This window comes from uncultured Porphyromonas sp. (genome assembly GCF_934359325.1).
Classification (GTDB): Bacteria; Bacteroidota; Bacteroidia; order Bacteroidales; family Porphyromonadaceae; genus Porphyromonas_A.
Window position 1 is genome coordinate 1 of the sequence record NZ_CAKRLH010000011.1, and the last position, 21406, is coordinate 21406.

Annotated in this window: 18 protein-coding genes and 1 pseudogene; 7 read left to right on the forward strand and 12 right to left on the reverse strand. The window is 56.9% G+C overall.

The genetic code is table 11. From position 1 onward, the window contains the following. A partial coding sequence (locus Q0F21_RS01120) for a transposase (RefSeq protein WP_297236583.1) occupies positions 1–335 on the forward strand: 335 nt, incomplete at its 5' end. A 173-nt stretch (positions 336–508) separates the two neighbouring features. Here Q0F21_RS01120 and Q0F21_RS01125 read toward each other — a convergent pair. The 8 genes from Q0F21_RS01125 to Q0F21_RS01160 all read right to left on the reverse strand — a co-directional run bounded on the left by Q0F21_RS01125 (position 509) and on the right by Q0F21_RS01160 (position 11284). After that, positions 509–1510 (reverse strand): virulence RhuM family protein, encoded by a 1002-nt coding sequence (locus Q0F21_RS01125; RefSeq protein ID WP_297236584.1) that lies wholly within the window; start codon positions 1508–1510, stop codon positions 509–511. A 286-nt stretch (positions 1511–1796) separates the two neighbouring features. Then, entirely contained in the window at positions 1797–3641 is a 1845-nt protein-coding gene (locus Q0F21_RS01130) for a serine hydrolase (RefSeq protein ID WP_297236586.1), read from the reverse strand. Between the two features lie 81 nt (positions 3642–3722). Continuing rightward, complete coding sequence (locus Q0F21_RS01135) at positions 3723–5171, reverse strand: DUF4270 family protein (RefSeq protein ID WP_297236588.1); 1449 nt, start codon at positions 5169–5171, stop codon at positions 3723–3725. A gap of 122 nt (positions 5172–5293) precedes the next feature. After that, positions 5294–6100 (reverse strand): glycogen/starch synthase, encoded by an 807-nt coding sequence (locus Q0F21_RS01140; RefSeq protein ID WP_297132496.1) that lies wholly within the window; start codon positions 6098–6100, stop codon positions 5294–5296. A 725-nt stretch (positions 6101–6825) separates the two neighbouring features. Further along, positions 6826–7902 (reverse strand): mannose-1-phosphate guanylyltransferase, encoded by a 1077-nt coding sequence (locus Q0F21_RS01145; RefSeq protein ID WP_297236590.1) that lies wholly within the window; start codon positions 7900–7902, stop codon positions 6826–6828. 11 nt (positions 7903–7913) lie between these two features. Continuing rightward, the gene (locus Q0F21_RS01150) at positions 7914–9665 is read right to left on the reverse strand and encodes a bifunctional UDP-sugar hydrolase/5'-nucleotidase (RefSeq protein WP_297236592.1); all 1752 of its coding nucleotides are present in this window, start codon (positions 9663–9665) and stop codon (positions 7914–7916) included. A gap of 10 nt (positions 9666–9675) precedes the next feature. Beyond that, on the reverse strand, positions 9676–10170 hold the full coding sequence (locus Q0F21_RS01155; protein WP_297236594.1) for a CYTH domain-containing protein: 495 nt from the start codon (positions 10168–10170) through the stop codon (positions 9676–9678). Positions 10171–10204: 34 nt separating this feature from the next. Next, positions 10205–11284 carry a DUF2027 domain-containing protein gene (locus tag Q0F21_RS01160; RefSeq protein ID WP_297236596.1) on the reverse strand — a complete coding sequence of 360 codons (1080 nt, stop codon included), beginning with the start codon at positions 11282–11284 and terminating at the stop codon, positions 10205–10207. A 118-nt stretch (positions 11285–11402) separates the two neighbouring features. Between Q0F21_RS01160 and Q0F21_RS01165 the strand changes: the two genes are divergently transcribed. Continuing rightward, positions 11403–11720, forward strand: coding sequence for a DUF4298 domain-containing protein (locus tag Q0F21_RS01165; protein ID WP_297236597.1), 318 nt, complete (start codon positions 11403–11405; stop codon positions 11718–11720). 18 nt (positions 11721–11738) lie between these two features. On the opposite strand, the gene Q0F21_RS01170 is transcribed toward Q0F21_RS01165, so the two are convergent. Beyond that, positions 11739–12341 (reverse strand): NUDIX domain-containing protein, encoded by a 603-nt coding sequence (locus Q0F21_RS01170; protein ID WP_297236599.1) that lies wholly within the window; start codon positions 12339–12341, stop codon positions 11739–11741. Positions 12342–12373: 32 nt separating this feature from the next. Further along, positions 12374–13423, reverse strand: coding sequence for a DNA polymerase III subunit delta (gene holA, locus Q0F21_RS01175; protein ID WP_297236601.1), 1050 nt, complete (start codon positions 13421–13423; stop codon positions 12374–12376). Positions 13424–13461: 38 nt separating this feature from the next. Here holA and Q0F21_RS01180 point away from each other — a divergent pair, with 38 nt between their 5' ends. The 5 genes and pseudogenes from Q0F21_RS01180 to Q0F21_RS01200 all read left to right on the forward strand — a co-directional run bounded on the left by Q0F21_RS01180 (position 13462) and on the right by Q0F21_RS01200 (position 19174). Next, positions 13462–13908 carry a type I restriction enzyme HsdR N-terminal domain-containing protein gene (locus Q0F21_RS01180; RefSeq protein WP_297236603.1) on the forward strand — a complete coding sequence of 149 codons (447 nt, stop codon included), beginning with the start codon at positions 13462–13464 and terminating at the stop codon, positions 13906–13908. 59 nt (positions 13909–13967) lie between these two features. After that, positions 13968–16265: a TonB-dependent receptor gene (locus Q0F21_RS01185; RefSeq protein WP_297236605.1), complete on the forward strand. Its 2298-nt coding sequence runs from the start codon at positions 13968–13970 to the stop codon at positions 16263–16265. A 565-nt stretch (positions 16266–16830) separates the two neighbouring features. Continuing rightward, positions 16831–17004: pseudogene (locus Q0F21_RS01190) on the forward strand (transposase); the annotation flags it as partial. A 176-nt stretch (positions 17005–17180) separates the two neighbouring features. Then, positions 17181–17555, forward strand: coding sequence for a BlaI/MecI/CopY family transcriptional regulator (locus Q0F21_RS01195; RefSeq protein ID WP_297236607.1), 375 nt, complete (start codon positions 17181–17183; stop codon positions 17553–17555). A gap of 8 nt (positions 17556–17563) precedes the next feature. Next, a complete protein-coding gene (locus Q0F21_RS01200; protein WP_297236609.1) occupies positions 17564–19174 on the forward strand; it encodes a M56 family metallopeptidase in 1611 nt (536 codons plus the stop codon). Positions 19175–19340: 166 nt separating this feature from the next. Here Q0F21_RS01200 and lpdA read toward each other — a convergent pair whose 3' ends face one another. Both lpdA and rplQ read right to left on the reverse strand, forming a co-directional pair. Next, positions 19341–20714 carry a dihydrolipoyl dehydrogenase gene (gene lpdA, locus Q0F21_RS01205; protein WP_297236611.1) on the reverse strand — a complete coding sequence of 458 codons (1374 nt, stop codon included), beginning with the start codon at positions 20712–20714 and terminating at the stop codon, positions 19341–19343. Between the two features lie 145 nt (positions 20715–20859). Continuing rightward, positions 20860–21375, reverse strand: a complete 516-nt coding sequence (gene rplQ, locus Q0F21_RS01210) for a 50S ribosomal protein L17 (RefSeq protein WP_297236613.1) — start codon at positions 21373–21375, stop codon at positions 20860–20862. Positions 21376–21406 lie beyond the last annotated feature (31 nt).

Consider the following 21406-nt stretch of genomic DNA (forward strand, 5'->3'; position numbering starts at 1 on the left):
CATTCAGCTCCAAGAGGTCTCTAGCCTGTTTCCTCGGGATAGCCCCCTTCAGAAGCGAGTCCGGCACGTCCATACAAAACGGCTCCCATAGGAGCAGGCAGGCTGACTCCTACTACTCGGGACTTCTGTATATGGTCGCCGTCTCAGCCATGAATTGGAATCCTGAGATCGCCCTCTACAGGGAAAGGCTGCGCAAAAAGGGCAAGCCGAAGCTCGTCATTATCAATAACATCAAGAATAAGCTGATCACTATAATATGGGCTATGGTGAAGAACGACACCCTATATGATCCCGATCACCACCTCAAAATAGCTCGTCAATATCAGACTGCATAAAATTTCTACCCAAAAAGTTTGGTGGTTAGCATAAATAGCCCGGATGTCGAGGGGCGCAGCCCCGAAGACTCCGGGTTACGATGGGTCAGCGTTACCCAGCGACTCCGCTAGGGTGTCGCGCCCTCTAAAGTCCCCCTACCCCTCGACCCCGGAGCTAGGGTTTTGCATATAGGCTATTCACTTTGGGGCTTGAGTTCCTTGGCTTCATCTCTCAGCTCCTTGAGAGCCTGAAGGTAATCCTTTTCAGCGGGAGACAGCGTGTTTTGCTGCCACTTTTTATACTCTTTCTCTGCTTTTGTCATGGCTTGCTGATGTGAGATAGTGCCCGCATGCGTTAATACCTGCTCACCAGTAGATGAGAGTATGTTATCAAGCTGTCTGATATAGTCCTCCATATACATCGGTTTCCTTCGCATCGCTTGAAGCTCTGCAAGGTCAAAGTATCCGGATACTAAATTGTTTAGGATCTTTAGTTCATCACTCGTAAGGTAGTTCTTCGCGATCTTAGCATCAGCAAGCGTTGGCCATGAGCCTTTGAATGTCGTCAGTCCCACAAAGACCTTCCCTGAGTCCACTCTATTAAATATCACCTCTGCTGCTGTTTGCCCATGCGTGGCATAGTGCAATTTGTTTTGCACCATCTTGAAAAAAGTAATTGATAGAGGGCTCTTAGGGTCGTAGTCGATAGCAGTGGCATATAAATCCAAGACCTGCCTATACATTACCTTTTCACTAGATCGAATATCTCGTATCCTGTCTAGGAGTTCTTTCCAGTAGGCGCCACCTCCTCCATTCTTTAGTCTCTCATCATCAAGGGTAAATCCCTTGATCATATACTCCTTGAGGCGAGCTGTGGCCCACTGTCTGAACCTCGTGGCAATGATGGACTTGATCCTATATCCAAGTGAGATAATCATGTCTAAGTTGTAGTACTTCACTTGGTATGTCTTCCCGTCAGATGCAGTTGTTCGGTTTTTCCGAACAACTGAATTCTCATCCAGCTCCCCCTCCACAAATATGTTCTTTATGTGCTCACTAACATTAGACTTACTTGTCTGGTAGAGCTCACAGATCTGTGCTTGTGAAAGCCAAACAGTCTCATCCTCGAGTAAAACATTGAGACGAGTGTCGCCTTCTTCATTGACATAGATAATGACTTGTCCTTCTTGCTTCATTGTATTAGTGCTTCAGTGAATGGATAAGGGTGCCAAGGGAAGTGCCGTTCCCTCCAAAACGTAGACGTCAGCGCACACATTGTCGGTAATCCTCCGGATGGTCGCCTAAAGCATGGCTCTCTGATCTGTCTCTGTCATAGGTATAGGGTGTAGCTGTCTGCTTGTGCTGCTAAAGATACCGACAAATCCTGAGATCCTCTCCCACCTCAGCCGAGAAATGCCGGGGTCGGGATACGACATAACCTCTCATCCATCTGGTCCGACTCGTACGACTCCAGAAGAGACCTCAGGGGAGGGCATCGTAGATGACGGACTGGATGCGGGTGCGGATGTTGAGGGAGGAGAGCTTGCGATTCCAGCGCTGAGGAGCGACCCTATTGCTGAGGAAGATGTAGACGATCTGATTGGTGGGGTCGATCCAGAAGCAGGTGCCGGTAAATCCTGTATGGCCATAGGTACTCATCGGTGCCTCCTCGCAGGTATTCCCTCGTCCGCCGCCCCGCTGCCGGTCGAAGCCGAGCGCATAGGGCGAGGGGCGGTGGCGGTACTCCGTATAGTGACGGATCGTCTCCGCATCGATGAGTGTCTGTCCGCCGTACCGCCCACCATCGAGGAGCATCTGACAGACCACGGCGCAGCTCTCGGCATTGCCGAAGAGTCCCGCATTGCCGCTCACGCCGCCCAGCATGGCTGCCGCCTCATCATCCACGTCGCCTCGCAGCGTCTGGTGGCGGAGGAAGTTATCCCGCTGCCCCTCGGCAATCTCCTTGGGATCAAAGTACCGCAGCGGTCTGTAGCAGAGCTTGGTGAGACCGAGCGGTGCGGCTACCCGTTCGCTGAAGAGCGTGTCCAGTCCCTGTCTGTAGGAGCGCTCCAGCACCTCCTGCAGGAGGAGGAAGTCGATGTCGCTGTAGCGGTAGCCCCCCGTGCGGCGATTGCACTCCTTCATCTCTCGGCGCATCATCTCCCGCACCTCGGGGGAGAGGTAGAGTCCCTTGCAGAAGCGCTGCGAGTAGACCGCCGTCGAATCGCGGCTGACCATCGAGGTCTTGTACCGAAATCCCGACCTTGCCCAAGCATTTCGATCCATCTGCGTCGGATAGCCGGCAGTTCGGCGAAAGGCGATCAGCGGTGGCTCGTAACTGCTCTCATCAATCATCTCCTGGTAGAAACGGATCACCGCCGGCATACCTCCGCTGTGCTGCAGGAGCTGTGAGATCCTCACGTCGCCCTTATTGCTCCAGCGGAGGTAGTCGATATGCTTATCGATCCGGTCGCCGAGCCGCAACCTGCGCTCGTCATCCGCCATCATTACCAGCGGCACGGTGGCGATCGCTTTCGTCATCGAGGCGAGGTCGTAGAGCGTCTCGGTACTATTTCGCTCCCTTCGCCTTGCGTCCTTGTGACCAAATGCCTTACTGTAGACCACATACCCGTCCTTGGCGACCAGCACCTGGCAGCCGGGATAGGCACCCGACCTAAGTCCCTCCTCGGCTATGCGGTCGATCCGCGAGAGGATACGCCCATCCAGATCCACATCCTCCGGTAGAGCGGGGGCGAGGCGGGTCTTAGAGGTGGTGAGACCGGCGCCGTTGGGGAAAAGGGTCGCCCTGTCATCCAGCAGCGTCCCTCCGAAGGGGATCCCACCCATCAGCGCATCCGCCAGCGCCGTCATCCCCGACTCGCCCTTATACGAGAGGGCTATCGCATCTGCCGCTATGACGGCGTCGGTATAGTGATCGTCGGAGGGACGATCCATAAAGAGCAGGACACTCCTCTGCTTACTTAGGAGCGAGTCCACCCCCTCAGGCAGGGGACGATCTCCGTGATGGATCGCCACGATCAGTAGCTCATCCGCCGAGAGTGAGGGTACCTTTGCCATTGATCTGACGGTGAGGCGATCCGCCGCTAGGTAGTAGCCGAGGCGGCGCTCCAGTGGTTCACTCGCCCTCACATCGTCACTCAGCAGGGAGATCCTCTCGGTCGGTCCGAGGGTGAGGGGGATGAGGTCCACCATATTCTTCACCAGGACCACCGACTGCGACCGCTCCGTCAGCGTGGACTGGGCGTGAAGCGTCCCGGAGGAAGCGGCAAGGAGGAGCAGAAGGAGGAGGATGTAGGACTTTCTCATCACAAGATAGAGTAAAAAAAGGAGACTCCCCCAACGCACCGGATCGAGGAGTCTCCCTAAGGTATTAACGTGCGAAGCGCATCAGAAGGGCGACCCCTCCTTGCGTTCGTTGATATAGACGCGGAGCTTATTATTCTTACCATCCATCTTGATCTTCAGCGTGGATGGGAGGACCAGATTGGTCACCGAGGAGGGCGACACCGCCCCACTCTGCTGCTGCTGAGCGGCGACATACTGCACCGGGACGACCACGACACGGAGGTCCTCATCCGGCTTCTTCTCGATGTGCTTACTGATCAGCGCCGAGATATTGCCGAAGGAGTAGGTCGACGAGCCCTGTATCGCCTGACGACTCACATAAGTGGTGTAGGGCGAGTCGGTGTCGGTCAGCTCATGCTCGAAGAATCCCGCCACAGAGTCTCGCGGCATCAGCACGAGACTGGTCGGGTAAACCAGCTGATACTCGGAGAGCTCACGATTCTCTCCCGAGATGACGAAGGGCGCCGAGGCGAGGACACGGACAGAGCCCTTGGGAGCTTCGTCCAGCTTTTTCTTGATCTCACGCGTGGGGATGGTGATCTCTGCCAGCACGCCTGCCGGAGACTTGACATAGGCGTAGTCGGTACCGGAGCCGATCAGATTGCTCAGCCCTGCATTGGCAAAGCGGGAGAGCTGTGGCACCTCGTTGGTGTGGGAGAGCTCCTGTATCGTCGGGACATAGGCGAGAGAGTCGACCTTGCCGGTGGAGGGGCGCCTGAGCATCTGCTCCGTGCGGTAGCAGAAGGTGAGCGCCGTCCGTACCACACGGATGACGCTACCGGTCCCGGCAGAGATGCGGAAGTAGACCCCGGGGAAGTAGCGGTCAAAGGCCGCCTGGCTCTTGAACACCTCACTCCCGGCGGCAGACTTGTCGTAGAAGTCCTGCCCGATCTCCCGATCGATCGGGATGCGGATCCAGGTCCCCTTGCCCTCGTGCGGCGTACCGGTGACTGCCATATAGGAGACACGGCCCAGCTCCTTGCTCACACCGCGGGTGTAGTAGTCGGAGATGCTCTCCAGCGAGTACTTGCTCCCGCCGGGGAGCGGCTTTTCGAGTGCGTATGCCGTCACTTCGACCAGATCCTTCCCATAGCCGGAGTAGCCGTCGTAGTAGAGGGTGAGGAAGGCGGAGTCGATGCGATTGTCCACCGGCTGATCACGGAAGAGGAAGCCCTCCGGGCAGTACATCTGCGTCAGGTACTCGGTCTCTATACCGCCAAACTCCTGACTGGGGATCCGTCCAATGTAGCCGTAGTTGGAGCTGACATACATCCGATTGTATTGCGTGCCGGCGTCCGAGATCTTTGAGCCCCCCACATCAGCAGAGATGGTGCGATAGGTGAGGTCAAAGGAGCTGTCGAAGGACTTATATCGGGTATAGTCGGGCATCATACCGACTCCGAGTGAGCTCGACCGATCCTCGCAGGAGACGAGGAAGAGACAGAGCCCCACGAGGAGGGAGGCGAGAGGCAGACTAAGCTTATGAGTCATCTTGATCATGAGTGATGGCGTATGGTGAGTCTGGAGACAAGCGAGACCGGAGTGATCCCTATCTTGCTCCTGCAAAGGTGACAATTTTATATCAAAGAGAGGTCGGCGGAGGTCACCTTAACTCATTTTTTACCGAGCAACTGGTCGTAGAAGGCATCCACCGCCTCGATAGCCTCCTCCGTATTATCATAGTCCATCACCGGCAGGTCGAGCTTGGCAGCCGACTCGCGCGTCTCGTCGCTCACATCCGAGGTAGCGAAAAGGAGTCCATCGACGTAGCTGAGTATCAGCTTATAGAGGTCATCACGCTTCAGTGCAGACCCATCCAGAAGCTCATGCTTGATCTCGTCGTACCCCAGCACCTGGGTCAGATCCTGACCGAAGGGGGTCTCCGGCGTCATGTCGTAGATAGAGAAGACCACCTTGGCTCCCGATAGTGCTGGGTCATCCTTGTAGAGCGTGCTCAGATAGAGCGGTGCCAGACCGGAGAACCAGCCCTGGCAGTGGATAATGTCCGGCACCCAGCGGAGCTTCTTCACCGTCTCGAAGACACCGCGGATAAAGAATGCAGACCGCTCACAATTGTCCTCGTAGAAGTTTCCCTCCTTATCGGTCACCGTCCCCTTGCGGGAGAAGAAGTCGTCATTGTCGATGAAGTAGACCTGCATCCTCTGCGGGAGGAGGGAGGCCACCTTGACCACCAGCTGGTGGACCTTGTCATTGACTGTGAGATTGACATCCGAGAGACGGATCACCTCGTGGAGCTGATTACGCCGCTCGTTGATGGTGCCATAATTGGGCATAAAGGTGCGGATATCGTGCCCACGGGCAAGCATACCCAGAGGGAGGACTTTGGACTGATCGCTCACATTCTCCTCCACATAGGGGGAGATCTCCTGAGCGATGTACAGTATCTTCTTTTTATTCATAAAATCTGCTATTCTTTACGAGCTACACCAAAGATACCAATTTTTCAGCTCTTTTCAAAAGATCAGCTTTACGAAAAGGGTCTGCCACCAGGTGTGACGCATTTGAGCTTTACATCTATGCAGAGGAGATCCGCAGCGCGAGATTCCTCTCCTAATGCACTCGACTGCCGATCCCGCAGGGGCAGAGCCCCGTAGGGATCATCGTTTTTTAGTCCGCGTGTCGAGGCACGAACCACCGAAGACCGCGGGAGAGGATGCCAAGAAAGATATACAACCCCGCTAGGGTGTCCACTTATCAGGGAGTGCGACGCCCTAGCGGGGTCGCGATCGCTTGCGATGCCTGATCCACGGGTCGTCGGGGCTACGCCCCTCGACCTCGTGGCTAGGAAACGAGCACCCACAAGGGGTGCCTGCCACCGCCCCCGTGTCCACACCTTCCCGACGGGTGCCGGATCCCGTCAGGGATCCCCGCTTCCTAGCCACAGGTCGAGCCGCGACAGCGGCGATGACCTGTGGGAGATCGACGTCCTGACCTCGACCCCTTGCGGGTCGCAGAGCCTATCTCTTAGATGCGCCGCCACCCGTATGGGGGCAGGATCGGGGATTAATTCTCATACATCGGTCCTTGTAACTTCATGTTTCGACCGATGCCTAGGGAACGGGTATCCTTGCGGATGCAGTCACGCTGGCTCTCAAATGCGTCACCCCTGTACTCGGGGGAGGGGTCACTCGATGCCGGTCTCCTTGGGGTACTTCCGCAGCAGCTCAGTCAGCCGCGCCTCATCGCCCTTGGGAGCGATGAAGAGCAGGTCGGGCGTATCGACGATAAGGAAGTCCTCCAGACCATTGACCACCACCTTCTTCCGCGGCGTGGTCTCACGGACGAAAGTTCCCTCGCTATCGTCGAGGAAGAGGGTCTGTGGCTCACTGCGCTCACCCTTGTGCTCACTCATATACCGCTCGAGACCGGACCAGGTACCGATGTCGTCCCAGCCGAAGCTGCCGGGGAGGACGACGACATTATCTGCCTGCTCCAGCACGCCGTAGTCGATCGAGATCGAGGGACAGCTGCGGTAGGCGTCGGCGGCATCCTCTGCCTCGCCGGGCTCGCCATAGGTCTCTATCTCGGCGAAGTGGACTGCCACGTCGGGGAGGTACTTCTCCAGTGCATTGATGATGTCGATTGCCTTCCAGACGAAGATCCCCGCATTCCAGAGGTGATTGCCTCGGGCGAGCAGTCGCTCAGCCTCCTCCAAATCGGGCTTTTCCTTAAACCGCGCCACGCGATAGACCCCCTTCTGATCGGGCTCACCGGCGAGCTTGATGTAGCCGTAGCCGGTCGCGGGATAGGTAGGCTCGATACCGATCGTCATGAGGACGTCGTGCTCCGCCACGTAAGTGATCGCCTGATGCAGTACCCTCTGGTAGGAGACTGCGTCATCGATGTGGTGATCCGACGGACAGACCACCATGATCGCCTCGGGATCCTCGGCGTAGATCCGGTAGGCGGCATAGGCGATGCAGGGGGCGGTATTGCGCCCCACTGGCTCCGTCAGCACCTGCGAGGGATGGAGGTAGGGCAGCTGCCGCAGCACCTCGTCCTGGTAGAGCTGTCCGGTCACCACGTAGAAGTGGCTCGCCGGTGCGACTGCCTCCAAGCGGAAGGCTGTGGAGCGGATCATCGTGCGCCCCTCATCGAGGATGTCGAGGAATTGCTTGGGCTGCTCGCGACGGCTCATCGGCCAGAAGCGCGATCCGACACCACCGGCCATCAGCACCCCGTAGGTGTGCGTGTGTACCATATCAATCATAGTTAGGGACGAGGAAAGTCACGAAATATCGATGCGCTGTCTCGGGGGACTGCCACCCTCGCCCAAGCATCGGGGACGTAGGTCCAGGAGGAGATGACACATGGAGTATAGGGATTGTGTCGCTCGAAGAAGTCGATCAGGTAGTACCTCAGATCACGATCGGTGGTGCGGACCACACGACCGGGGAGGTCCTGCTTGGGGATACCTGCACCGCTCGTGAGGAGTCCTCCACCGCCCTGAGCTCGGTACGAGCTCATCACCACCAGATACTCCTCATCGGGATCGAAGGGTCTCCCCTTCCCCACCCCGGTGATCTCGATACGGTCTCCGGAGGGACGGGTCACATCGACGAGGTAACTGATGCCGGCGGCGGTGTCGAAGTTGAAGGAGGGACCCTCCAGCGGTAGATAAGGTCCGCCTCTCTTCGACTCATCGATCCGATAGAGCGGATCCTCGGGCGAGCTCATCGTCCGGATGATCCGATCGTAGCTCTCCTCGAGGTGCGCCTTTAGCTCAGACCCGCGGAGTTGCATCAGGTAGGCGTAATTCTCGTACTTATAGAGGTTGAAGAGGTCCGCCATACGGATCGGACCGGCAGGGATGACAAGGTTCTCCACCAGCGGGGCGGTCAGGGAGACCTCCGCCTCAGGGAATATCTCCAACTGGAGCTGGTGTATCAGGTCGGTGAAGGGTGCCGGACGGAAGAAGACACTCCGGGAGTCCATCGAGGCAGCAAGCTGTCCCACCGGCTGCGCTGCGAAGTCACGCACCTGCTGCTCCGCGGGGGCGAAGTGCTCCATAAAGTCGTCGTCCGGCTCGTATGCGGAGAGGTCGATCAGCTCGGGCACTACCCGCACGACCGGCTTACCACTTCCGCTCACCCCGAGAGAGATCTCGCAGTGAGAGAGCAGCCGTCCGTCCGCTCCCGCATCGAGGATATAGGTGCATCCGCCCGCCTCTCGAGGAATCGAGTCGAGGGCTGCCCGATGGTCGTGAGCGCAGAGGACGATATCCGCCTCCGGGATCGCCTTGGCGAGGTCATAGCCAACGTTGGCAGCCATCGGACGAGGATCCCCCTCCTTCTTCCCCGGACCGCTGTGCATGAGGCAGATCAGGAGATCCGGCTTCTGACTCAGGATCTTAGGCAGGTAGGCCCGGGCGGTCTCCACCTGGTCTCTAAACTCGAGCCCGCTCCAGAGATGGGGCGGGAGGTTGTCGGTGAGGGTCGGCATGGTAAGTCCGAGGATGGCGATCTTCTTTCCCCCTTTCTCCACCACCACATAGGGCTTGAAGTAGGGCTTGCCCGTAGCGGTGTCCACCACGTTGGCTCCTAGGATGGGGAAGTCCGCCTCCCGCACAAAGCGGTCGTAGACGCTATGGCCAGTCTCGATGTCATGGTTGCCGACCGTCATTGCATCGTAGCCGAGGTAGTTGTACATCTCGGCCACCGCATGAGGGGATAAGGTGTCGACCACATTGAAGTAATAAGTGAGCGGCTGCCCCTGCAGGAGATCCCCTGCATCGAGGAGCAGCACCGGTCTCGCCTCGGGACGCTCACGATAGGAGCGCACGACGGTAGCCACGCGAGCCACACCGCCACCGGTGTCGGCACCCTCGAGTATGCTCTCCGGGAAGAGCGATCCATGTACGTCGCCGGTCGCAAAGAGGTCAATCGTCACCACCTCGCTCCGCTCCCGACAGCCGACGAGGCTCAGGGAGAGAAGGAGGGAGAAGAGAAGAGTAAGTCGCTTCATATACAGTCTATTAGCCTTCCGTCACCTCATCCTGCCACTCCACATAGGGGTGGCGAGCAAGGGATCCATTAGTATACCGCTTATCATCGGTCACCTCGCGACCGATCCACTCCGGAAGAGGGAGCGAAGTCTGCAGGGAGGGGAGCTCTACCTCGGCGACGATGAGTCCCTCATTCTCCTCCTCAAAGAAGTCCACCTCCCACTTCCGCTCTCCCACCTCGATCACATGCCGCTGCTTGACGATGGGGGTGGTCGATGCCACCGACATCATCTCCAGCGCCTCCTCGATGGGGATCTCATACTCATACTCCGTCCTGACGGAGAGGGTCTCCTCGTGTGCGATCTTGATCCCGAGGATCGCACGCTCCTCATCGATAATGCGGACCCTAACCACCATCGCATCGTCCGACACGAGGTAGCACTGACGGATATTCTCCACATGATCTGAGGAGGGCAGCGTCATACCGGGACGCAGAAGAAACTTTCGCTCTATCTCAAGTGCCATATGTATTCTGTCTGTACGTGAATTAAAGGAGAGCTTATCTTACCTTGACCTGCGTCGCTCCAAATCCATACTCCGCAAAGGAGGCATCCTGCGTGGAGCTGCGCGGGTACTCTCTTGAGATCAGGTCGAGAACCGCCTTACGGAGCACCCCCTCGCCCTTGCCATGGATCAGGATCACGGTCGTGCCCTTGAGCTTTGGCTGGCGGTACTTCTCCATCACCTGCCGCACATAGTCCAGCTGGTAGTCGAGGATATCCTTGGGCGACATACCGGCGGTCGTCTCGATGATGTTGTCGATGTGGAGGTCGACCACTACCGGTTCCTCCTTGGAGATCGGTCGCTCCTCCTGTGGGCGGGGACGAGGGGCGTCGGCACGCTTCTTCTTCGCGATCATCGCCTCCGCCAGCTTCTCCCCTTCCACCCTACCCCGCCGGTAAGGCTGATCGTCCTTCACTGCATGGTAGACGATCGCGCCGTCGTCGAAGAAGTCATTGGAGACAAACGCGCCCTCGCGGAAGAACTTTGTCCCATCCACCTTCAGCTCCACCACCAGCGGCTCGCGCGGAGTGTAGAGCGTCCCTCGCTTCATCGGCACCAGCGCCAGCTGTACGTGGGCTCGATCATTGACCTCCGACGGGAGGAAGCTCTCGAGGAACTCGGAACTGTCGAAGGGTACCAGCCCCTCGTAGCGCACCTCCTGCAGCGCCCCACGACCGGAAGTGTAGAGGACGAGGAGGTCAAAGTTGGAGTCATTGACGAGATAGGTCTCAAATGGCGACGTCCCCAGCTGCTCCGGATCCTCGGGAAGGAAGCAGAGGTAGGCGTTGATCCGGTCGTGGTCGCTGTCGGTCGGCCGCTTCCGATGATTCTCTGCCGGCAGTGCAGGAGCCGGCTCCGGGGCGATAGGCTCCTGTCTCGATGCGGGGACGACCGGCTTAGGAGCAATCGTGCTCCCCTCGGTCACCGGGACCACATCGCTCGCACGGGTCGGCAGCTCAAATCCCGACTCATCCCGCACATAGATCACTCCCTCCCGACTGATACGGGTCACCTCGCCGCCTCCTGTCGCATCGAGGAAGCGCACGTGGTCACCCACCTTTATCGTTGTACTCATACTTGACATAACTGCTCTTGCTTCACAAATGTACCGATTTTTTCCCTCCGCACGGTTCACCCACATTAGTGTACCTTTGTGGGTAGAGGGAAAAGGTCAACTAAAGCAAAGAGTCGTAATGGACAAGAAGACAAGAGAAAGAGTAGAGCGGATCCGGGAGATGGAGGAGTGCCTCGACCGTTGCGTGGAGGCAACAGCCCGGCTCTCCGCCGCCTGCAAGCAGTGGAATGAGACACTCGAGGACTCTCGCATCCTCGAGGAGTACTACATGGATGGGGACTGGATGGAGGACTACGAGGCGGACGAGAGAGGCGAGCTGCCCGACGACCTCATCCGCGGCGTCCTCTCTGAGGATACGGTGTACGACTACATCAGTGGCCGGCAGGAGCTGGCTATGGAGCTCCTCCGCACCGCACTCGCTGCGCTGGAGTCTTAGCCGGCTCTCAGGTCCGGATCAGAAGTAGTGCTCCTCCCGCACCATCTCCACCGCACGGCGGATGGAGCGGAGACCGAAGTCTGCCGGCACGATCTCCCGTATCGGGACGATGAGTAGCTTGGCGACATCGTCTCCCGCCTGATCCACGTAGGGCACGAGGGACTCCACCTTGAGGTGGTAAAAGAGGTCCAGCGTGTGGAGCGTCATCCCGGAGTAGAGGTAGAGATTGGGGAGAGAGAAGAGATACTTCGGCGGTCTGTGGATCCCACCGCGCAGACCTCCGAAGGCATCGATGCCGGTCTCCTCCATCAGCTCCCGCGCCATCGCCTCCTCACCGGTCTCGTCCATATCGACGAAGCCTCCCGGCAGGTCGTAGGTACCGATGGCAGGCTCCTTGCCGCGCACGGCGACCAGCATATTGTCCATTAGGTCGGTGATAAAGCAGGCGCAGGCGGCTTGCGCATTGGCGTAGTACTCAAAGCCGCAGTCCTCGCACCTCTTCGCCTTGGCATTGACGACCCCGAAGTGGGGGCTGCCACACTTGGGGCAGTGGGCAAAGAGCTCCAGAGGATGCTCAGTGGCAGCCCCTGCGGGAGTGGCGATTACATTTTTCTTCTCCATAAATACTTATATGACTCGCTTGGTAGATTGTATCAATTGAGGATCAGCAACACCAGGTCCAGCAGTATCTCATCGGGGTCGCCTTGGTCGCTGTACATTCCCTTGCTCCTGGCGTCCGAGTGGCGCAGGGCATGGATGATCTCGACGACGCGATGCGGCGTGTAGCTCTTAAGCCCGAGCATAATGTCCTTGACAAAAAAGGAGGAACTAATACCGAGGTAACTCATCACGCTCTGCTCGGTGTAGGGCCGTGGGGCGTAGAAGGCGGTGAGCAGGTCGGCGAAGTAGCCGAAGAGCGTCGGGATGATCATCTGCACCGGCACCCGCTTGCTGTCCTCCGAGAGTGAGCGGGCGATGATGAGCGACTGCCGCCGATCCTTGCGGGCGAGGGCGCGCTTGAGATCAAAGGCGGTGTACTCCTTATTGAGTCCCGTGTAGGTGAGCACCTGCTCGGGCGTCACCTGATCCCGCACCTCAGAGGGAAGGGCGAGTGCCAGCTTCTCGAGCTCGCTATCCAGCCGGGTGACGTCGGTCCCGATATGCTCCGCCACCACCTGCACCGCCTCAGGCGTGAGGGTCAGTCCGTGCTCGAGAGCGAGGGGACGGATGTAGCCACTGATCTGGTAGTCTCGGATCTCGGGCGACTCCACGTAGAGTCCCACCGTCTTCGTCAGGTTCTTGATCACGCCGAGGTTGCGGGCAGGCTTCTTCCCGCCCTTGAAGCAGAGCACCACGATCGACGACGGGACCGGGTGATCGACGAGGTTGCCCAGCACCTCCATCAGCGCTCCTCCTCCACCCTGCATCATCGCCTGCGCCTCCCGCACCACCGTAAGGGTATACTTCGCCATCATCGGGGCGCGACGAGCCGCGGTCAGCAGTTGCGAGGGCGTCGCCGTGGTGCCGTAGAGGAGGGTGTAATTGAAGTCCTTCGCCTCCTCCGGCATATAGGCGGCCTCGATTTTTTTCTCTATCTTGTCGGTGAAGTACTCCTCCTCACCGGTGAGCAAATAGATGCGGTACGGCTCCTTGGTGGAGTCGATCGCGGTGAGGACACTCTGTGGCTCTTTTGTGTAGGGCATGGCGGTAGTGATGACTTCTGAGACAAATATACCCCTTTATGGCGGAAAGTAGAGAGAGCGAGAGACCAATGGTCTACGACCCCCTCCGGCGGAAGGAGGTGGCGCTGACCCCCGAGGAGGGAGTCAGGCAGGGAATTGTGCGCCATCTGATCGACAAGCTGGGCTATCCGCCCGAGCTGATGGGCAATGAGGTGTCGCTGCGCGTCGGGAAGCTCTCCCGTCGCTGCGACACCCTCGTCGTCGCCCCCGACCAGTCGCCGCTGATGATCATCGAGTACAAGGCGCCCTCCATCCGTCTCTCAGACGCGGTGCTGGAGCAGATCTACCGGTACAACTCGGTGCTCCGGGTCCCCGTGCTGGTGATCACCAATGGGCGTGAGATCTACGCCTACCTCGTCGGCTACGACGGAGAGGAGACCCGCCTCCTCTCCCGCCTCCCCTCCTACCTCGAGCTCCTCACCCTCACGAGGAGAGACTGCCTTTGATATGTAAAAAAAGTAACCTTGGGGCATAAAATAAGTTTATCGTCATCACCATGCACGCCATGAAAAGACTACTTGCCCTAAGCCTACTCCTCCTCATACTTTCCCTCCCGGCAACTGCCCAAGATCATACGATAGCCGGCAAGGTGGTGGATGAGACAGGAGCGGGTATCTCCTTCGCCACCATCGCCCATTGCAACCCCTCCGACAGCACCATCATAGGCGGGCTGGTTGCGGACGAGACGGGGCGCTTCACGCTGGACGGGGTGAGTCTACCGGCCCTCCTACGCATCTCCTCACTGGGATACCAAGCCTCCTACAGACGTGTGGAGAGCACCACTTCGACACTTGTGATCCAACTGGTCGCTGATCCGGCCCTCCTTGACGATCTTATGGTGATCGGCGAGCGGAAGAGCCTCAGCCCCACCACCGGCGGCTTACGCATGTCTGTGGAGGGGACAATCCTCGCGACTAAAGCCTCCATGAAAGACCTGCTCCTCACGCTCCCCGGCATAGTGGACGATAATGGCAGCCTCCGGTCTCTCGTGTCAGGAAGCGTGACGTACTACATCAATGGGAGAAAAGTACGTCGCATGGAGGAAGTCAGGCAGCTGGACCCCAAGCGAATAAAGTCCGTCTCCCTGATCACCAATCCAGGGGTGAAGTATCCCGGCACAACGGGCGCGGTCGTCGAGATACAGAGTAATGAGCGTCTCAAAGGACTCTCCTCCACACTCGGGGCAAGCTACACGCGCAACCACCTCAATTCCCACCGAGAGTGGTGCAACCTCGCCTACCAAAACGAGCGGGTGAGTCTCTTCGGCAACTTAGACTACAATAGATTTGGCAGAGCTGCTCGTCAGGACATGACCTATACTCAGTGGGCAGCTCCGCGAGAGGATATGAGGACCCTCCTCCTCAGCAAAACCTATATGAACACCCTGTCGATGGGTACCGGCATCTCGTACCGTCCAAGTAAGAGATGGGAAGTGACGCTGGACGGCAGTCGGGACAGCTACCATATACAAGACCTCGGTGATGCATCGTATGAGATCTCGGAGTCCGGCACGCCGAGTCTCACAAGCAGCTCACACTCCTCTCTATCCGAGAGAGGATCTCAGAGCCAGGTCACTCTGACCGGGAGATACACCCCATCGGAGCGGCTCAGGGTAGACCTCTCAGCCGACTATCTCGACACTCGGGCGGATCGCCAACAGTCTGTCGATGAGAGCACCACCGGTGAGACCTCTCGTCTGACCACCACCGGCAATAGCAGCAGATATCGACTGCTGGCAGGTATCGGTCAGGTCCACTATAGTCTCGGCGACCACGGCAACCTACTGGTGGGGGACGAGGTCAATCTCATCCATCTCTCCGCGACCACCACCGGACTCCCCGGTAAGACAGATAAGGAGACCGGATACGATGAGACGGTGAATGCCCTCTATGCAGAGTATACCCACTCCCTCGATAAGGTCTCACTAAGTGGGGGACTGCGATATGAGTACCAGCGCACAGAGATGTCAGAGACCGGCGAGGCAGCATGCTATGGAAATGTGCTTCCCTACTTCTCCCTCTCCTTCTCCTCCGGGATATGGTCTCATAACCTCAGCATCCGATCCGTTGCGCTGAGACCCTCCCTCGGACAGCTCAGCAACAGCACCTACTACCTCAATAGGTACAACAGCCAGGTAGGCAATCCCGACCTCAAGAGACAGCTCAAGACCACACTGCAGTACGTCGTGTCTGTCAGGAGTATCTACCTGAGCGGAAAGCTGACCCGTACCAAGGATCCGATCTTCGTCACCTACAGGACCGATCCGACTGACCGACATCGATTCATTAACTCGTGGGACAACTTCGAGGGGGACTACTGGAGCGGCTCCCTATTAGCCAACTTCAACCACAGATACGGGGTCTACAACCCGAATATCTCGCTCGGACTCTTCGGCAGCTCAGCCGCAGTAAGGGTCGGCGAGGAAGTGAAGCGACTGAGCAGACCACAGCCATACCTCCACCTGGGCAACAGTCTGATCCTCGGCCACGTGGATATGAGCCTGGACTATACCTATATCGGCAAGGGCTACTCCGGCATATTCCTTGTGGAGCCGGTGCACTACTTAGACCTCAGTATCCACGGCTCCCTACCGAGTAAGGGACTTGACCTGACGCTCAAGTGGCACGACCCACTGAGGAAGCACATCAGCAGGTACGCCACGCGGATCGGAGACCTAGGGTTCGCACAGGTGGAGGATCAAGACCTATCGTACATCAGTGCGACGATCACCTGGCGCTTTAGCTCCAAGGAAAATAAGCAGCGCCGGTCGACCGTCAAGTCCTCCGAGCGCAATCGCCTCTGAGACAAGGGGTGACGCATTTGAGTGGTACAGAAGCCATTCATCTCATCGCGAGGAGTGTGGTACGATGCACCCCTTGCGGGTGCCCGCTTCCTAGCCACGTGGTCGAGGGGCGTAGCCCCGAAGACCCGTGGATCAGGCATCGCAAGCGACACTGCGACCCCGCAAGGGTGTCGCACTGGTTGCATGACTCCCTGATAAGTGCGACACCCTGGCGGGGTCGTATATCTTTCTTGCATCCTCTCCCGCGGTCTTCGGCACTTCGTGCCTCGACACGCGGGCTATGGAGCGATGATCCCTCCGGGGCTCTGCCCCTGCGGAATCTGCAGGCGGGAGCATCAGGAGAGGGTTGGTCCATGAGATGGCACAGCAGCATAGATTATCACTTCTTAGCTGTAAAACTCAAATGCGTCATCCCGGGCTCCGAGACAGTCTGCAGGAAGCGCCGAGTCTAATATCGGTATTAGTGATTTCTATTACCGGTATTAGTGATCACTAAACCCGGTAATAGTGATCACTAATACCGGGTTTAATTTGGAGGTGTCTACGCTCGACAGGGTGACCAACAAAGGGAAGAGTACCACGGGGGTGGCTCTATGGTTTTAAGCTCCATATAGTCCTCAATGACAGGAGAGAGATCATCAAATGTCAGATTACCCCAGACCAGACTGCCGACAGGGCACCTCTTAAAGATCACTCCTTCACAAAGAAGCTATCCAGAAAGCATATAGAAGACCTTTGAAAACCGGGAAGGCTACGAAATATTACCGGAATACTGAACGCCAAGAAGCTTGTCTGTAAGCCACTTCTGGCATTGCGTGCTATAAATATTGGGCGAAAGTTTGTTTATCTACGAAATTGTCGTAGATTTGCTACGAATAAATCGTAGTAAGTACATCAATCGTATATAACAACAATATGAGCGAGCCAAACTTTCTAAACGGACTATCCCCTCTCGAGGAGGACTTTATGCGTGCACTATGGTCTATCGGAGAAGGTGAGATAAGCGATGCCATCCCCCTGATGGAGCATTCGGATACCCCCTACACTACAGTGGCTTCGGTGGTCAGCAAGCTGGAGAACAAAGGGTATGTTACTCGCACAGGGAAGCGACGGGGTCACATCTATGCCCCTCTGGTGAGCCGGGAGGAGTACACCGATAAGACCATTAAATATATAGTCTCTAACTTCTTCAAAGGCTCGTACAAAAGTCTGGTACAGCACTTTGCACAGGAGGAGAAAGTAAGCAAGGACGAGATCTCGGAGATCCTGAAACTAATTGAAGAGGAGTAGTCGGTATGATGACTTGGCTGAAATATCTAGGTCTGTCGGGAGTAGGGATTGCTCTCTTTTACCTCCTCGGAGTGGTATTGCTCCGCAAAAGCACCCTACTCCGAGCCAAGCGGTGGTATTACCTTATCGCCATCGCCTCTAGCCTTCTGCTCCCTCTGCTCTCTATAGCAGTACCGGAAAGGGATGTAAAAGAGGCAGAAGATAGGCTGCTCCCCAGCTTTACTATTGTGATAGAGGAGGAGCCAACCATCACTGCTCCTGCGACAAGGGGAAACACAATAGACTGGACCAGAGTGCTGATGGCAACTTGGGCTATCGGTGCAGCGAGTACGCTCATCTGGCTAACCTCGGGCGGGTACAAACTCTATAGACTATGCCGCACCTCCACGAAGCGAGAGCTCAGCCATAATGCCACACTCTACGAGATGGATGAAGAGCTAGCCCCCTTCACGATTGGGAAGGCGATCTTTATCCCCAAGTCATTATCCAATAGCGATATCACACCCACTATTCTGTCGCATGAGCTGGAGCACATCAGGCAGAAGCACTACTGGGATATCATCATTAGTATGATGCTGCAGCCCTTACAGTGGTGGAATCCATGTGCGTGGGGATTGCTCCACCAACTGCGTACAAACCTTGAGTACCTAGCAGACCAAGGGGTGTTGCGAGAGGGAAGCGACCGAAAGACCTACCAGTACCGGTTACTGGAGTGTACACTAGGTCGGAAGGTAGAGCTACCCTCGCTCTCATTTTCTATGCAAGACCTAAAGAAACGAATCGTAATGATGAACAGCAAGAACAAAACGAACAAGAAACTAGCTATAGTGTACGCTCTGTCGGCCCTCCCGGTACTTGCCTTCTTGGCACTCGGTACTCAGATGGTAACCATAGAGCAGGCCGAAGCTAGCACAGCAACAGAAGTGGCTCCGCCACCAACTGTAGATAAAGCATCAAGGCACGTAGATGTACTACCCGAGTTTCCCGGTGGACAAAAAGCAATGATGCAGTGGATCGCCCAAAACATCCAATACCCTAAGGAGGCTGCTAAGGCCAATATTGAGGGGAGTGTGATAGTCTCCTTCTTCGTTGAAAAGGATGGCTCTATCTCCAATGCCGAGGTAATAAAAAGTGTCCATGAGTCACTGGACAAAGAGGCTCTAAGAGTGGTCAAAGCCATGCCTAAGTGGAAACCGGGCATGGAGAATGGGCAACCTGTAAGAACCCGCTTCTTTGTTCCAATCAGCTTCAAATCCCAGCAATCTGCAGAGGCTAAGGAAGAGGTCTCTGAGTTCTTAGAGGATATGCCCGAGTTTCCGGGAGGTATGGCAGAGATGATGCTGTGGCTCAGCCAAAATGTCCAATACCCAAAGGAGGCTGTTGATGGTCATATCGAAGGGCGTGTGATGGTCACTTTCATCGTCGAAAAGGATGGCTCTATCTCCAATGCAGAAGTAGAACGAAGCATCCACGAGTTACTTGACAAAGAGGCTCTAAGAGTGGTTAGCGCCATGCCAAAGTGGAAGCCGGGGATGAAGAATGGGCAACCTGTAAGAGCCCGCTTTCACATCCCGGTCAGATTCGAGATCCCCAAGCCTGCCAAAGCGCCAACCGAATAACCTTGTCTCCTCCGAGTGAGGACCAAGTGTCTATCGCACTGTCCGGACTCGTCCGATGAGATAGCGCGAAAGGCAGGGGAGATAGGGACCGATGTTGGTCTCTCAAAGACAAAGGTCGTGGCACCACATCGGGCGTCACGACCTTTGCTTCGTTGTATACGGATGATCAGTCCTCAGCCATATAGGCAGCCTCGTGGAAGATCTCGGCAACCGTCGGGTGGGGGAAGATCTGATGGCGGAGCTCATCGAGCGTCATGCCCTCAGTGATCGCCAGACCGCCGATGGCGATGATCTCAGAGGCGGGATCTCCATAGATCTGCACCCCGAGGACCTTCTTCGTCTCGGCGTGGTAGAGGATCTTGAAGAGTCCGGTGGCGCGCTCATTCTCTACGATGAAGCGTCCGGCAAAGGTCATCGGGATCTTGAGCGCCTTGTAGTCAGTGCCGGCCTTCTCCAGCTCGTCCTCACTCGCTCCGACACTGGCAAACTCGGGGCTGGTGTAGATGACTGAGGGGATGGAGTCGTAGCGAGCCTCCTCATCGGCGCCATCGACAATATTGCGGATGGCCACCTCACCCTCGTAGTAACCGACATGAGCGAGCATGATCCCACCGACGCAGTCACCTGCAGCGTAGACGTGCTTGTGAGAGGTGCGCATGTGGTTGTCGACCTTGATGGCACGACGATTCATCTCGATGTCGAGTGTCTCTAGTCCCAGACCCTCGGTGATGGGTCGGCGACCGGTGGAGAGGAGGATGCGCTCTGCCTCAAGGACCTCTCGCTGACCCTCGTAGGTCTCTATGGTAACGGCCCCGGTATGGAGGGAGACCACCTTGGCCTGGAGGAAGAACTTGACTCCGGCCTTCTCGCACTCCTGCTGGAGGAGCGAGGAGACCTCGGAGTCCATCGGACCGAGGATCTTGGGGATCATCTCCACGACCGTCACATCGACGCCCATGGCGGAGTAGAAGCCGGCAAACTCCATCCCGATGACTCCTCCGCCGATGATGAGGATGGACTTGGGGAGCTCAGGGGCGCTGAGTGCCTCGGTGGAGGTCCAGTACTCGGTCTCTCCGATGCCCTCGATGGGGGGAATGCTTACCTCACTCCCTGTAGCAAGGAGGACGTCGGAGGCGGCGTACTCGGCATCGTTGCAGCGGATGCGTATCTTACCGTCCTCAGTCTCTCCGTCGAGGGCGGCGAGACCGTCGATGATCTCGACACCGGACTTGAGGAGCTTCTGCTTGACGCCGGCGACCAGCTTCCGGACGATCTTCTTCTTACGGGTCATGATCTTGCCGTAGTCGGCGCTGACGTTGCCGTCGACGGTGATGCCGTACTTATCAGCATTGCTGATCTTCTCAAGGAGGTGAGCAGAGTGAAGCATCGCCTTAGTGGGGATGCAACCCTCATTGAGGCAGACGCCGCCGAGGTGATTACCCTTCTCGAAGAGGACTACCCTCTTCCCCTTCCCGGCAGCATACTCTGCCGCATTATATCCGGCGGGACCACCGCCGATGACTGCGATATCGTAGGTCATGGTATTTTATAGAATTAGTTGGATATGGTCTTATCATTACATGCGTCGGCAAGTTACCCATTTTCCGCGTAATGGGGTACAAAAAAAAGGAGACGCACTCCTCAGTGGGGTACGTCTCCTTTGCCTAAATATAGGGAAGGGATCCTTACTTGGTCTCCTCCTCAGCGGGGGTCTCAGCCTTGGTTTCCTCGACGGGAGCAGCCTCGGCGGTCTCCTCGCTCTTCTTACGACGAGAGCGGCGGGTCTTCTTCTTAGCTGCCTTCTCCTCCGTAGCCTTGGTCTTGCCCTCCTGCGTGTAGACCTCGTTGAAGTCCACCAGCTCGATGAAGCAGGTCATGGTGTCATCACCGCGACGACGACCGAGCTTGATGATGCGGGTGTAGCCTCCGGGACGGTCAGCTACCTTGGGTGCGATCACCGTGAAGAGCTCCGTGACGGCCTCCTTATTCTGGAGCTCACGGAAGACCATACGGCGGTTATTGAGATTGTCCTCCTTGCTTCGGGTGATTATCGGCTCGATGTAGAGGCGCAGAGCCTTAGCCTTAGCGAGGGTGGTGACAATCCTCTTCTCCATGATCAGCGAGGCAGACATATTGGCGAGCAATGCCTTGCGGTGACTGCTGGTGCGGGAGAGATGATTGAATTTCTTATTATGTCTCATTATGCTACTTAGTCTCTATCTAGTTTGTATT

Coding starts and splice junctions, on each gene's coding strand:
- Q0F21_RS01125 (WP_297236584.1), bottom strand. CDS start 1,510: ATGAAGCAAGAAGGACAAGTCATTATCTATGTCAATGAAGAAGGCGAC.
- Q0F21_RS01130 (WP_297236586.1), bottom strand. CDS start 3,641: ATGAGAAAGTCCTACATCCTCCTCCTTCTGCTCCTCCTTGCCGCTTCC.
- Q0F21_RS01135 (WP_297236588.1), bottom strand. CDS start 5,171: ATGACTCATAAGCTTAGTCTGCCTCTCGCCTCCCTCCTCGTGGGGCTC.
- Q0F21_RS01140 (WP_297132496.1), bottom strand. CDS start 6,100: ATGAATAAAAAGAAGATACTGTACATCGCTCAGGAGATCTCCCCCTAT.
- Q0F21_RS01145 (WP_297236590.1), bottom strand. CDS start 7,902: ATGGTACACACGCACACCTACGGGGTGCTGATGGCCGGTGGTGTCGGA.
- Q0F21_RS01150 (WP_297236592.1), bottom strand. CDS start 9,665: ATGAAGCGACTTACTCTTCTCTTCTCCCTCCTTCTCTCCCTGAGCCTC.
- Q0F21_RS01155 (WP_297236594.1), bottom strand. CDS start 10,170: ATGGCACTTGAGATAGAGCGAAAGTTTCTTCTGCGTCCCGGTATGACG.
- Q0F21_RS01160 (WP_297236596.1), bottom strand. CDS start 11,284: ATGAGTACAACGATAAAGGTGGGTGACCACGTGCGCTTCCTCGATGCG.
- Q0F21_RS01165 (WP_297236597.1), top strand. CDS start 11,403: ATGGACAAGAAGACAAGAGAAAGAGTAGAGCGGATCCGGGAGATGGAG.
- Q0F21_RS01170 (WP_297236599.1), bottom strand. CDS start 12,341: ATGGAGAAGAAAAATGTAATCGCCACTCCCGCAGGGGCTGCCACTGAG.
- holA (WP_297236601.1), bottom strand. CDS start 13,423: ATGCCCTACACAAAAGAGCCACAGAGTGTCCTCACCGCGATCGACTCC.
- Q0F21_RS01180 (WP_297236603.1), top strand. CDS start 13,462: ATGGCGGAAAGTAGAGAGAGCGAGAGACCAATGGTCTACGACCCCCTC.
- Q0F21_RS01185 (WP_297236605.1), top strand. CDS start 13,968: ATGAAAAGACTACTTGCCCTAAGCCTACTCCTCCTCATACTTTCCCTC.
- Q0F21_RS01195 (WP_297236607.1), top strand. CDS start 17,181: ATGAGCGAGCCAAACTTTCTAAACGGACTATCCCCTCTCGAGGAGGAC.
- Q0F21_RS01200 (WP_297236609.1), top strand. CDS start 17,564: ATGACTTGGCTGAAATATCTAGGTCTGTCGGGAGTAGGGATTGCTCTC.
- lpdA (WP_297236611.1), bottom strand. CDS start 20,714: ATGACCTACGATATCGCAGTCATCGGCGGTGGTCCCGCCGGATATAAT.
- rplQ (WP_297236613.1), bottom strand. CDS start 21,375: ATGAGACATAATAAGAAATTCAATCATCTCTCCCGCACCAGCAGTCAC.